The organism is Protaetiibacter mangrovi (assembly GCF_024752305.1).
Lineage (GTDB): Bacteria > Actinomycetota > Actinomycetes > Actinomycetales > Microbacteriaceae > Homoserinibacter > Homoserinibacter mangrovi.
In genome coordinates this window covers 604,772-616,950 of the sequence record NZ_JANTHX010000007.1, presented here as the reverse complement: position 1 = coordinate 616,950, position 12,179 = coordinate 604,772, and the positions used below count along the sequence as shown (strand labels likewise).

Annotated in this window: 13 protein-coding genes; 6 read left to right on the top strand and 7 right to left on the bottom strand. The window is 71.8% G+C overall.

Features of this window, described 5'->3' with window-relative positions; genetic code table 11:
* Positions 1 to 3: 3 nt before the first annotated feature.
* A complete protein-coding gene (locus NUH29_RS10620; protein WP_258799093.1) occupies positions 4 to 834 on the top strand; it encodes an aldo/keto reductase in 831 nt (276 codons plus the stop codon).
* Positions 835 to 872: 38 nt separating this feature from the next.
* Here the strand turns inward: NUH29_RS10620 and NUH29_RS10615 are convergent, their stop codons facing one another.
* On the bottom strand, positions 873 to 1,217 hold the full coding sequence (locus NUH29_RS10615; RefSeq protein WP_258799092.1) for a GntR family transcriptional regulator: 345 nt from the start codon (positions 1,215 to 1,217) through the stop codon (positions 873 to 875).
* A complete protein-coding gene (locus NUH29_RS10610; protein ID WP_258799090.1) occupies positions 1,217 to 1,654 on the bottom strand; it encodes an Lrp/AsnC family transcriptional regulator in 438 nt (145 codons plus the stop codon). The genes NUH29_RS10615 and NUH29_RS10610 overlap by 1 nt, the downstream gene beginning before the upstream one ends.
* 196 nt (positions 1,655 to 1,850) lie before the next feature.
* Here NUH29_RS10610 and NUH29_RS10605 point away from each other — a divergent pair, with 196 nt between their 5' ends.
* The 5 genes from NUH29_RS10605 to NUH29_RS10585 all read left to right on the top strand — a co-directional run bounded on the left by NUH29_RS10605 (position 1,851) and on the right by NUH29_RS10585 (position 7,710).
* Entirely contained in the window at positions 1,851 to 2,873 is a 1,023-nt protein-coding gene (locus tag NUH29_RS10605) for a Gfo/Idh/MocA family protein (protein ID WP_258799088.1), read from the top strand.
* 71 nt (positions 2,874 to 2,944) lie between these two features.
* Complete coding sequence (locus NUH29_RS10600; protein ID WP_258799087.1) at positions 2,945 to 4,066, top strand: acyl-CoA dehydrogenase family protein; 1,122 nt, start codon at positions 2,945 to 2,947, stop codon at positions 4,064 to 4,066.
* 56 nt (positions 4,067 to 4,122) lie between these two features.
* Entirely contained in the window at positions 4,123 to 6,126 is a 2,004-nt protein-coding gene (locus tag NUH29_RS10595; protein WP_258799086.1) for an acyltransferase family protein, read from the top strand.
* Positions 6,123 to 6,734 (top strand): SGNH/GDSL hydrolase family protein, encoded by a 612-nt coding sequence (locus NUH29_RS10590; RefSeq protein WP_258799085.1) that lies wholly within the window; start codon positions 6,123 to 6,125, stop codon positions 6,732 to 6,734. Before NUH29_RS10595 ends, NUH29_RS10590 begins: the two co-directional genes overlap by 4 nt.
* Before the next feature lie 85 nt (positions 6,735 to 6,819).
* A complete protein-coding gene (locus NUH29_RS10585) occupies positions 6,820 to 7,710 on the top strand; it encodes an aldo/keto reductase (RefSeq protein WP_258799084.1) in 891 nt (296 codons plus the stop codon).
* 12 nt (positions 7,711 to 7,722) lie between these two features.
* Here NUH29_RS10585 and NUH29_RS10580 read toward each other — a convergent pair whose 3' ends face one another.
* Genes NUH29_RS10580 through NUH29_RS10560 form a run of 5 tightly spaced genes read right to left on the bottom strand, consistent with a single transcriptional unit; the run spans position 7,723 to position 12,179 of the window.
* The gene (locus NUH29_RS10580; RefSeq protein WP_258799083.1) at positions 7,723 to 9,471 is read right to left on the bottom strand and encodes a PAS domain-containing sensor histidine kinase; all 1,749 of its coding nucleotides are present in this window, start codon (positions 9,469 to 9,471) and stop codon (positions 7,723 to 7,725) included.
* Positions 9,468 to 9,821 carry a response regulator transcription factor gene (locus NUH29_RS10575; protein ID WP_258799082.1) on the bottom strand — a complete coding sequence of 118 codons (354 nt, stop codon included), beginning with the start codon at positions 9,819 to 9,821 and terminating at the stop codon, positions 9,468 to 9,470. Before NUH29_RS10575 ends, NUH29_RS10580 begins: the two co-directional genes overlap by 4 nt.
* The gene (locus NUH29_RS10570; RefSeq protein ID WP_258799081.1) at positions 9,818 to 9,967 is read right to left on the bottom strand and encodes a hypothetical protein; all 150 of its coding nucleotides are present in this window, start codon (positions 9,965 to 9,967) and stop codon (positions 9,818 to 9,820) included. Before NUH29_RS10570 ends, NUH29_RS10575 begins: the two co-directional genes overlap by 4 nt.
* Entirely contained in the window at positions 9,964 to 11,460 is a 1,497-nt protein-coding gene (locus NUH29_RS10565) for a glycosyltransferase family 2 protein (RefSeq protein WP_258799080.1), read from the bottom strand. Before NUH29_RS10565 ends, NUH29_RS10570 begins: the two co-directional genes overlap by 4 nt.
* Entirely contained in the window at positions 11,460 to 12,179 is a 720-nt protein-coding gene (locus NUH29_RS10560) for a PHP domain-containing protein (RefSeq protein WP_258799079.1), read from the bottom strand. The genes NUH29_RS10565 and NUH29_RS10560 overlap by 1 nt, the downstream gene beginning before the upstream one ends.

Below are 12,179 nucleotides of genomic sequence, written 5' to 3'. Positions count from 1 at the left end.
GGCATGAGCATCCCCTCCATCGAACTGAACACCGGCGCCCGCATCCCGCAGCTCGGCCTCGGCACCTGGCCCCTCGACGACGCGCAGGTCGCCGACGCGGTCGAGGCTGCGGCGTCGCTCGGGTACCGGCACATCGACACGGCCACCCGCTACGGCAACGAGGCGGGCGTCGGCGAGGGCATCCGCCGCACCGGGATCCCCCGCGAGGAGTTCTTCGTCACGACCAAGCTCGACGGCGAGTTCCAGGGCGACGGCAAGGCGGTCGGAGGCCTCCAGGCGGCGCTCGACCGGATGCGCCTCGACTACGTCGACCTGCTGCTCATGCACTGGCCCCTGCCGAAGCGCGGTCTGTTCGTCGACACCTGGCGCACCTTCGAGTCCCTCCACGCCGACGGCCGCGCGCGCGCCATCGGCGTCTCCAACTTCCGCCCCGAACACCTGGACACGCTGCTCGCGGAGACCGACGTCGTGCCCGCGGTGAACCAGATCCAGCTGAACCCCCACATCACCCGCCCCGCGCAGCGCGCGTACGACGCCGAGCACGGCATCGTCACCGAGTCGTGGAGCCCGCTCGGCGGGCAGGGAGCCGGCGTGCTGCGCGAGCCGGTCGTGGTCGAGCTGGCCGAGCGGCTCGGCCGCACACCCGCCCAGGTGGTGCTCGCCTGGCACGTGCGGCAGGGGCTCGTGGCGATCCCGAAGTCGGCCACCCCGGAGCGCATGCGCGACAACCTGGCGATCTTCGACCTCGAGCTCGACGAGGCTGCACTCGCGGCGTTGGCGACGCTGTCGAAGGGCCCGGATGCGGGGGTCGACTCGAACGTGGACGGTCACTGAGCTGTCCTGCGCCGCGATGATCCGCGGCCGCTGGGAGCTCAGGTGCTCGGGTTGCTCAGCGCGTCGTCGAGGATCGCGCGCACCCGCTCGGGCGGCACGTCGAGGTCGCGGGCGGTGGTGACGAGGGCGGCCGCGAGCTCCTGCACGCGGCGCTCGCCGGCATCCGCCGACCACGCCACGAAACTGCCGGCGCGGCCGCGCGTCTCGATCGCGCCGAGGGCCTCGAGCTCCTTGTAGGCCCGCGCCACCGTGCCCGGGGCCAGCCCGAGCTCGTCGGCGAGCGCCCGAACCGTCGGCAGTCGCGCGCCCGCGGGGCGGGAACCCGCGCGCATCTCGGCCAGCAGGCGGTCGCGCAGCTGCTCGTAGGGAGCCTCGGCGGGCATCAGTCGTAGCTGCGGTGGATGAGGTGGCTCAGCACGATCGCGCTGCGCGTGTGGTCGACGCTCGGCGCGATGCGCACGCGCTCGAGGGCGTCCTCCAGCGAGGGGATGTCGCGCGAGCGGATGTGCACCACGGCATCCGCGGACCCCGTCACGGTCGACGCGTCCACCACCTCGGGCACCTGCGACAGGATGCGCTTGAGCTCGTCGGGCGCCACGGTGCCCCGGCAGAACAGCTCGACGTAGGCCTCGGTGGCCATGCCGTCGACGGCCGGGTCGACCTGGATGGTGAACGCGCGGATGACGCCGTCGGCGACGAGGCGGTCCACGCGCCGCTTCACGGCCGACGCCGAGAGGCCCACGCGATCGCCGATGTCGCCGTATCCGGCGCGGGAGTTCTGGCGGAGCAGATCGAGGATGCGGTAGTCGATGTTGTCCACCGCAGAATCCTAGGCCGATTCCTTGCGTCAGAGGGGGGATTCGCGCAGCGATCGTGCACGCGACGCCGAACTCTTCGAGATGCATGCGTGCCACACTGGCCTCACGATCATCCGGGGTGAGGCGGGTGCGCTCGGGCCCCCCACGGTTACCTGCCGGGTCGCACAGCCTCACCCGGGATGTCGATAGCGTGCAGGGATGGCCTTCGTCTTCCCCGATCCGACGCACGTGCCGTTGCGCGGTGGACCCGTGGTGCGCTGGGGCGTGCTCGCGCCCGGCGCCATCGCGAACGACTGGGTGGCCGCCGTGCACCGGTTCACCGACCAGCGGGTGGTCGCGGTCGCCTCGCGGTCCGCCGAACGGGCGTCCGAGTTCGCAGCGCGCCATGGCATCGAGGCCGCGTACGGCTCGTACGAGCAGCTGGTCGCCGACCCGCAGGTCGACGTCGTGCTCGTCGCGGCCCCGCACTCCGAGCATCGCCGGCTCGCGCTGCTCGCGATCGACGCGGGCAAGCACGTGCTCGTCGAGAAGCCGATGGGGGTCTCCGCCGCGGATGCCGCGGAGATCGTGGTCGCCGCGCGCACCGCCGGGGTCTTCGCGATGGAGGCGTTGTGGTCGCGGTTCCTGCCGCAGACGACGATCATCCGCACCCTGCTCGACGACGGCGTGCTGCAGACCCCGGTCGGTGCCGCCGCGACGTTCGCGGGGCGCTTCGAGTACGACCCGCACAGCCGCGCCTTCGATCCGGCGCTCGGCGGGGGGAGCCTGCTCGACCTCGGCGTCTACACCCTGTGGTGGGCGCACTTCGTGCTCGGGCGACCGGAGTCGGTCTCGGCGACCGGCGAGCTCGCCCCGACGGGCGTCGACGCGGATGCGCGCGTCGTGCTCGGCTGGGGGCCGGAGGTCTCGGCCAGCTCGTTCACGAGCATGACGGTCGACCTTCCGATCACCGCGATGGTCGCGGGGTCGAACGGGCTGAAGCTCGAGGTCGAGCCGTTCGTCGGACCCGGCGGGTTCCGGATCGGGCGCATCGACGGCGGCAACGCCTACTGGGAGGACGAGACGGGCATGCGCTGGCGCGACGGGCTCGCCTACCAGGCGACCGCGGTGGCGCAGCACGTGGCCGACGGCCGGATCGAGGCGCCCGAGCATCCGCTCGACACCACCCTCGACGTGCTCTCTACCATCGACGCCGCCCGAGCCCAGCTCGCCGCACGCTGAGGCGTCAGTTTGTGTCGCCATCCCGCGCCGGATGCCGACACGAAGTGACGCCTCGGTCGTAGCGTGAGGGGGTGAGCGTGCTGACACCCGAACTGCTGGAGCGGATCCGCGAGCGGGCCCCCGGATACGACCGCGAGAACCGCTTCTTCGACGAGGACCTCACCGAGCTGCGCGACGCCGGCTACCTGCGCCCGCGCAGTCTCGCCGAGTGCGTCGCCGACCAGCGGCTGCTCGCCGCCTACGCCCCGGCGACGGCCCTCGCGATCAACATGCATCTCGTGGTGGTCGGCATCGCGCGCACGCTGTCGGAGCGCGGCATCCCCGACCTCGACTGGGTGCTCGCGGATGCCGAAGCCGGCGAGCTGTTCGCCTTCGGCAACAGCGAGCCCGGCAACGACCTCGTCATGTGGGACTCGCTCACGACCGCCGAACGCGTGGAGACCCCCGTCGCCGGTTACGCCTTCACGGGCACCAAGATCTTCACCTCGCTCGCGCCCGCCTGGACCCGCCTCATCGTCTTCGGAAAGCAGGCGGACGGCCCGGACGGCCCCCGGCTCGTGCACGGCATCCTCACCCGCGACGACGCGGGCGTCACCACCCTCGACGACTGGGACACCCTCGGCATGCGCGCCACCCAGTCCCGCACCACGACACTCGACCACGCCGTCGTACCGGATGCGCGCATCGTGCGGTTCCTGCCGGTCGGCCCGAACGCCGACCCGTTCATCTTCGCCCTGTTCGCGAACTTCCTCACCCTCATCGCCGCCGTCTACGCGGGGATCGCCGACCGCGCGCTCGAGCTCGCGGTCGAGGCGGTGCGGCGGCGCACCGGCCTCAAGAACGCGGGGGCGAGCTACGCCCTCGACCCCGACATCCGCTGGCGGGTCGCGGATGCGGCGCTCGCGCTCGACGCGCTGGCCCCGCAGCTCGACGCGGTCGCGCGCGACGTCGACGAGAAGGCCGATCGCGGGGCGCGCTGGTTCCGCGACCTCACGGGCCTCAAGCACCGCGCGACCGAGACCGCGCGCGAGGTCGTCGACCAGGCGATGCGCCTCGCGGGAGGGGGCGGCTACCGCAGCTCGAGCGAGCTCGTGCGGCTGCAGCGCGACGTGCTCGCCGGCATCTACCACCCCTCCGACACCGAGTCGGTGCATGCGACCGTCGCCGCGAACCTGCTCGGTCCGCTCCCCTGATCGGGGGACGCTCCTCGCGCACGGTCGTGTACCCCGCCGGGTTACGATGATCCGTCATGTCCTCCACCCGCGAGCCGGCGCGAACCGCCCGAACCCCCTCGCGACCGGACATCCAGGTGCTGCGCGCGCTCGCGGTCGGGGGCGTGCTGCTCTATCACCTCTGGCCCGAGCGGATCGCCGGCGGGTACGTGGGCGTCGACGTGTTCTTCGTGGTGTCCGGGTTCCTGATCACCTCGCACCTGCTGCCCACGGCCGTGCGCAGCGGGGTGCACGTCGGGCGCTTCTGGGCGCGCCGGGCGCGTCGGCTGCTCCCGCTGGCGGGAGTCGTGCTGCTGGCGACGATCGGCGCGGCGCTGCTGTGGATGCCGGCGTCGACCTGGATCCCGACCCTGCGCAACGCCGTCGCCGCCGCGCTCTACGGGCAGAACTGGTTGCTGATCCATGACTCCGTCGACTACCTGACGCGGGATGCGGCGCCGTCGCCCACCCAGCACTTCTGGTCGCTGTCGGTGGAGGAGCAGTTCTACATCGTCTGGCCGCTCCTGTTCGTCGTCGCGATCTGGCTCGCCGGTCGTTCCGGTCATCAGCTCGGAACGACGGGCCACGCGAGCCGTGCCCGCAGGTTCTCGTTCGCGGCGATCGTGCTCGTGCTGGTGGGGTCGTTCGCCGCCTCGGTGGTGCAGACCGCCGGCGATCCCGGATTCGCCTACTTCGCGACCACCACGCGCGCGTGGGAGTTCGCGGCGGGTGCCCTGCTCGCGTTCGGTGTCTCCTCCCGGATCGACGTCGCACCCCTCACGCGCCGCGCCACCATCCTGCGCACCTCCGGGGCGTGGGCCGGCTTCCTCACGATCGTCGGCTCGATGCTCCTGATCCCCGACGGCGCGCCGTTCCCCGGGTGGATCGCCGCGATCCCCGTGCTCGGCACCGTGCTCTGCCTCGCGGCGGGTGACCCCGGGCATCCGTTCTCCCCGACGGTGCTCGGACGCATCCGCCCGGTGACCTACCTCGGCGACATCTCGTACGGGGTGTACCTGTGGCACTGGCCGCTGATCATCGTGCTCGCGAGCGCCGTCGGGCCCCTCACCACCGGGATGAAGGTCGCCGTGATCGGCGGCGCGATCCTGCTCGCCGCGATCTCGAAGGTGCTCGTGGAGGATCCCTTCCGGTTCGGCACCCTCTGGACGACGCCGTGGTGGCGGGGATTCGCGCCGGCGGCGACCTCGATCGCGCTGGTGGTGGCCGTGGCGGGAAGCGGGCTCTGGATTCTCGGCAACCAGTCCGAGCCCGCCAGCGCGCAGGGCGAGATCCCCGACCTCGAGGCACCGGTCGCTCCCCTCGAGCCGCTCGTGCCGTCGATCGGCGCCCGCGTCGACGACAAGGCGGGGATGTACGACTGCTTCGACCTCACCCACGAGGCGGCGCATCGCTGCTCCTACGGTCCCGAGGATGCCGCGGTGCGGATCGCCCTCACCGGCGACTCCCATGCCGCGATGTACATCCCGGCACTCCGGGATGCCGCCGAGGCGGGCGCCTGGCGCCTCGACACCTTCGTCGGCGTCTCCTGCGACGGCGCCGGGTTCTACGCCTGCGCCGGCGGCTCGGAGGTTCCGGACCTCCTCGAGGCCGGCGGGTACGACCTGATCCTGGCCACCGGCTACCGCGGGTCCACGACCCCGGCCGACGACGTCGCCGCGTTCTACCGCGTCCTCGTCGAACACGATCTGCCGGTCGTCGTCATCGCCGACGTCCCGCGGGTCACGGATGCCGCCTACCGCTGCATCGACGACAGCCGTGGCGACCCGGTGCGCGCGGCCGACTGCATCGTGTCGCGCACGGAGGCCCTCGACGAGGTGCCGGACCGGGCCGCCGCCGCGGCGCGTGAGCTCGCGATCCCGGTCATCGATCCCATCCCCGTGCTGTGCACTCCGACGGGCTGTCCGCAGGTGCTCGGCAACGTGGTGCTCTATCAGGACCTCAACGCCCACCTCACACGGACCGCCGTCATGGCCCTGGAACCGTGGCTCGAGCAGCACATCGCCGCTAACCTGACCGCATGACCGGCCCCGTGCTCTTCATCGGCGACTCGATCACCGATGCCGGGCGACGCGACGATCCGGACGGCCTCGGCCGCGGCTATGTGCGCCTCGCGGCCGAGGGTCTCGCGCGGCGCGGCGACCATCGCACGATCGTCAACCGCGGAATCGGCGGGGACCGCATCGGCGACCTCCGCGAGCGCTGGCAGGCGGATGCGATCGAGCTCGCCCCGAGCGTGCTCACCGTCTACATCGGCATCAACGACACGTGGCGGCGCTTCGACCGCGGCATGCCGACGAGCGCCGCGCACTTCGAGAGCGTCTACAGGGGCCTGCTCGAGGAGGCGCTCGCGGCGTCGAACCCGCGGCTCATCCTCGTCGAGCCGTTCCTGACGCCGGTGCGGGACGAGCAGAGGGAGTGGCTCGACGATCTCGACGGCAAGCGCGCCGCCGTCGCGTCGCTCGCCACCGAGTTCGCCGCGGCCTTCGTGCCGCTGCACCGGGTGCTCACGGTCGCGGCGCTCCACCACGGCGCCGCGGCGATCGCGGCCGACGGCGTGCACCCCACCCCGCTCGGCTCGGAGCTGATCGCCGAGTCGTGGGAGGCCGCCGAGGGCGCCTCCGCCGCGTAGCACGCGGCGTTCGCAGTGCGCGCGAGGGCATTCGGCCCGAACGCGAATCCGCACTCCGCGGAGCGTCGAGTGGCACCATGGACGCATGCTCCACCTCGAACTCGAACCCGTCACCGTCGGCACCTCGGGCCTCGGCAAGCGGCCCGGCGCGGATCTCGCCCTCGCCACGGCGATCCTGTCGTCGACGTTCCACCAGGCCGACACCTCGAACAACTACGCCGACGGCGAGAGCGAGCGCCTGCTCGGTGAGGCGATCCGCGGGATCGGCGGCCTGCCCGAGGAGCGGGTGGTGTTCTCGAAGGGCGACCAGGACCCGGTGACCGGTGCCTTCACGGGCGACCGGATGCGACGCAGCTTCGAGGAGTCGACCGAGCGGCTCGGCCTCGAGACGCTTCCGCTCTACCACCTGCACGATCCGTACACGATCTCGGTGACCGACGCGATGGCGCCCGGCGGGGCGGTCGACGCCCTCATCCGGCTGCGGGAGCAGGGCCGGATCGGGGCGATCGGCATCGCCGCGGGTCGCCGCGAGCTGGTGGAGGAGTACGTGCGGACCGACGTGTTCGACGCGGTGCTCACCCACAACCGGTACACGGTCGTCGACCGCTCCGCCGAGCGGATCCTGGATCTCGCGACCGAGCGCGGCATGACCGTGTTCAACGCCGCGCCCTTCGGCGCCGGCATCCTCGCGGGCGACAACTTCCGCGGCCGCACCTACGGCTACTCGGAGCCGAGCGCCGAGTTCCTGGCGCACGTCGACCGCTTCCGGGCGCTGTGCGCCGAGTGGGGTGTCGAGCCCGCGACGGCGGCTCTGCACTTCTCGCTGCGGGATCCCCGCATCCATTCGACCGTGGTGGGCGTCAACTCGACGGAGCGCCTCGCCGAGCTCGAGCGCCACGTGCAGGCGAGTGTCGACGTGGAGTTCTGGGCGGCGCTCGACGCGCTCGGCACGCCGCCGGCACCGCCCACCGACTGAGGCGCCCCGCGATCAGTGCGTGCCGCGGGGCAGCACGATGCGGAACTCCGTGCCGACGCCCTCCTCGCTCGCGACATCCATCTCGCCGTCGTGCGCGCTCACGATCGCCTTGGTGATGTTGAGGCCGAGTCCCACGCCCGGCACCGCGTTCCGGGTGGCGGTGCTCGCGCGGAAGAAGCGGGTGAACAACCGGTCGACCTCGTCGGGCGGGATGCCGAGGCCGGTGTCGCGCACGCTGATCGTCGCCGCCTGTTCGTCGGCGGTGAGGGTGACCACGACGTCGCCGCCTCTCGGGGTGAACTTGAGCGCGTTCGAGATGAGGTTGTCGACCGCCTGGCCGATCCGAACGGGGTCGGCCAGGACCCGCACCTCGCGTTCCGGTACGGCACTCACCATGCCGACGCCGCCCGTGTCGGCGACCGGCTGCGCCGACTCGATCGCCGCACGCACGACGGCGGCGAGGTCGACCTCGTGCTTGTCGAGCGGGAAGCGCCCCGACTCGACCTGCGCCGTGAACAGGAGGTCGCCGACGAGCCGCAGCAGCCGGCGCGCGTTGCGCTCGGCGACGGACAGGAACTGCAGCTGCTCCTCGGTGAGCGGATGCTCGGTGTCGTCGCGCAGGAGCTCCAGGTAGCCGAGGATCGAGCTGAGCGGGGTGCGCAGCTCGTGCGAGATCATGCCGACGAACTCGTCCTTCATGCGGGAGACCTCGTGGGCGCGCGTCTCGTCGGTCGCGACCAGCAGGTAGCCGACCCGCGCATCGGTACCGTCGCGACGGATGGTGATGGTGAGGCGCACCGGCACGGTCGACCCGTCCTCGCGGGTCATCGGGAACTCGCGTACGACCGGGATGCCGGTGTCGGCGAGCGCGAACAGGGAACGCACGCCCGGTGAGAGCGGGTCGTCGTCGCGCACGCGCAGCGCCTCCGTGTCGAGCATGGCGACGGTGTCGGGCGAGAACAGCTCCTGCACCCGCATCGCGTACTCGGCGTCGAGGTCTTCGAAGCCGAACAGTTCGGTCGCACCCGGGTTCCAGGCCACCACGAGCCCGTCGTGGTCGGTCGCGACGACGGCCTGGGCGGTCGTCGCGTTCCAGACGCTGCGGAACATCTCGAGCAGCTCGCGGTAGCGCTGCTCGCTGTCCTGCAGCTTCGCGACGGCGCGCATGGTCTCCTCGAGCGCATCCGACCGTTCGGCGACCAGCCGCTCCGCCTCTTCGGCACGGACGCGGCCGAGGCGCGACAGCTCGTTGATGATCACCGCCACCACGGCGAAGATCGCGGGCGAGACGATGACACGGAGCCACTGCGAACCGCTCTCGGGCGGGTCGGCCAGGTAGGGCAGCGAGAGCGCGAGCGACGACAGCCCCACCACGATGATCACGTTCCGCAAGCCCGGGGCGGCGGCGAGCCAGACGATGGGCATCAGGATGAGGGCGGCGTAGATCGAGCCGGTGCCGCCGGTGCCTGCCCGGAACAGGCCGAGCCCGAGGATGTCGATCATCGGGATGGTGAGCACGGTCCACTCGGGTACCGGCGTGCGCTGCAGGCTCAACACGAGCGCCATCGACGTCGCCGCCGCGACCGCCCCTATCCCGACGAGCGCGGCGGGAAGCGGGTCGAAGACGAGGTCCGGGGTGACCAGCGTGATCACGATCGCGAGCACGAGTGCGGTCGCGGTCGGCGCCTGCTTGAGCAGGGGGCTCGGGGTGTCGAGGAACGCGTACCAGCGCTCCCAGACCCGCCCCTCGGCCCGCGTCACGGCGACCCGATCGCCCGTTCGGCGACGGCCGCGACCTGCGCGCCGGTGAACGGCTTCGGCAGCACCGCGTCCGCTTCCGGATAGCGGGTGGCGTCGTGCACAGAGGTGATCGCGAGCAGGCAGTCGGGATGGGTGCGCCGCAGGTGCTCGGCGAACTCCTCCCCGGAGATGCCGGGGAGGATCAGGTCGACGATGGCGAGCACGGGGCTGACCGTCTCGAGCAGCTCGAGTGCCTTCTCGCCGCTCGCGGCCACGACGACGTCGCAGCCGGAGCGTTCGAGGTAGCGTCGCAGCAGCCCGGCCTGGTCGTCGCTGTCTTCGACGACGAGCGCGACGGGGAGTCCGCTCACGCGAAGAACGCCTGTCGCACCCAGACGATCGCGACGAGGACGACGACGGCGATCCCCGCCTGCACCAGCAGCAGGTACTCGCGTCGTGCGATGCGGCGCAGGTCGGCCCACGCCTCGGTGCGGTCGTGACGAGACTGCTCGCTCATCCCAGGACCCTCCCCGTCTTCTCGGTCTTGATCCAGACGGTATCCGCCTTGCGCCACTCCTTGAGGTACGAGTCGACCGTGATGGCGCACAGAAGCGGACCGTATCCCACGAGGTAGATGAGCAGCGGCGACAGGAAGCGTCCGGCCTTCGTGTTCTCGATCATCCGCGCGAGCGCCGCCCCCGCCATCGCCGCGGAGATCCAGACGTAGATGCCGAGGGTCAGCCAGAAGTACCCCTCCGGCAGCAGCTTCATGCCGAACAGCGCCGGCAGCTGCACCTCGATGAGGCCGGGGAAGAGCGCCGCGACCATCACCACGAACGAGATCGCACCCGGGAACAGGAACGCCTCGCGCCAGGACAGCCGTCCGACCCGCCCGTCGAGCTGCACCCCGAGCACCATCGAGAAGATGTAGGTGAGGGCCGCCGTGATCCACAGCGCCCGGAACACGAGCTGCGCCAGGTCGCTCTCGAGCAGCAGCAGGCCGACCAGCCCGATCGACGAGAGGATCATCGCGAACGGCAGCAGGAAGATGCTGAACCAGGACGCCCCGAAGGCGATGTTGCCGAGGTGGTGCACGCCGCGGCCCCAGCGGAACCAGACCTTGCGGTACATCGAGCTCACCTGCACGTTGCCGCGGGCCCAGCGAAGCCGCTGCTTCCAGAGCGCGTCGATCGTGCCGGGTTCTTCGGCCAGCACCACGGCGTGCGGCTCGAACACCATGCGCCGCCCGTGCAGCTGCGATTCGAAGGTCGCCACGGTGTCCTCGGCGAGCGTGCCGGTCGGGATGGCGCCGCCGATCGCCTCGAGGTTCGCGCGCGAGTGCAGCTGCGCGCCGCCCGCGAGGCAGGCGTGGGCGCCCAGCACGTTCTGCGCCCGGCGCGAGGCGAGCTGTGCGAGCACGTACTCGATGGCGATGAACCTCGTCATGTAGTTGGGGTCGCGACTGCCCTCGGCGATGTAGCCCGACACCGCGCCCACCTGCGGGTCGGCGAGGTGCTGCGTCATGCGGCGCAGGGAGCTGTGGGTGAAGATCACGTCGGCGTCCATGATGAGCACCGCCTCGGCCCAGTCCTCGCCGAGCACCACCCGCACCCCGTGGTTCAGGGTGTGCGCCTTGCCCTGGCCGCCCTGCTGCCGCTGCAGCAGGAACACCTGGCCGGCGTGCTCGGCGGCTTTCGCCCGCACCACATCCGGGGTGTCGTCGGTGGAGGCGTCGTCGATCACGTAGACCCGGAGCGCCTCGGCGGGGTAGTCCAGTTCGAGCAGCCGGTCGATGGTCGTGCCGACGACCGCTCCCTCGTTCCAGGCGGGCACCAGCACGGCGACGTTCGGGGTGAACGGCTCGGCTTTGCCGTAGTGGTTGATGAACGCGTGCAGCGGCACGACGAGGAAGTGGATGGCGGCCGTCACCACGGGGACCGCGCCGGTGGCGACCAGGACCAGGAGCACCACCACCAGTGCGTCGTACGCCACCTGCCAGAACGCGTCCATCACACCGCCCCCTCGTCGTCGAGACCCGCCAGCAGCGGGATCACCCGCTCGTAGCGTCCCACGTCGGAGGCGACGTGACTGTCCGTCGACGCGACCAGCTCGACCCCGGCGGCGTGGGCGGCGGCGAGCGCCTGCGGCCCCGGGCACGCCCACTTCTCGTTGACCTCGACGGCCGTTCCGGTCGCGGCGGCGACGCCCGCCCATTCCGCGAGCCGTTCGGCGCCGAGGGACTCCTCGGAGAGGCCCACCTTGGGAAGGATCGAGAAGCAGTGCGCGAGCTGGTTGCCGGGGTGGCGGCGCATCGCCCCGACCAGTCCGGAGATCAGCAGGTCGAGCGCGTCGTCCGGTGCGAGGCCCTGCGCCAGGCGCTCGACCGTCGCGGCGGGCGACCACGGTCCGTCGGTTCCGGGGAACTGGTGGTCGGCCATGAGGATGCGGTCGACACCGGCGAGGTCGGCCGGGATGTCGAGCCCGCCGGCCGCGTCGAGGATCTTCGCCTCGACCCCGGTGCGCACGACGAGCCCGTCGGGCACCTCGAGCCCCGCGACGGCGGCGAGGAACTCGGGCACCCAGGTGGTGTCGCGGCGCACGTGGTCGACGAGACGCAGCTCGGTGAGTCCGGCGGCATGGGCGGCGGCGACGTTCTCGGCGAGCGTCGAGACCGCGTCGTCCGAGAACGTCGAGTGCACGTGGTGGTCGCCGCGCAGAGCGGGGTGCAT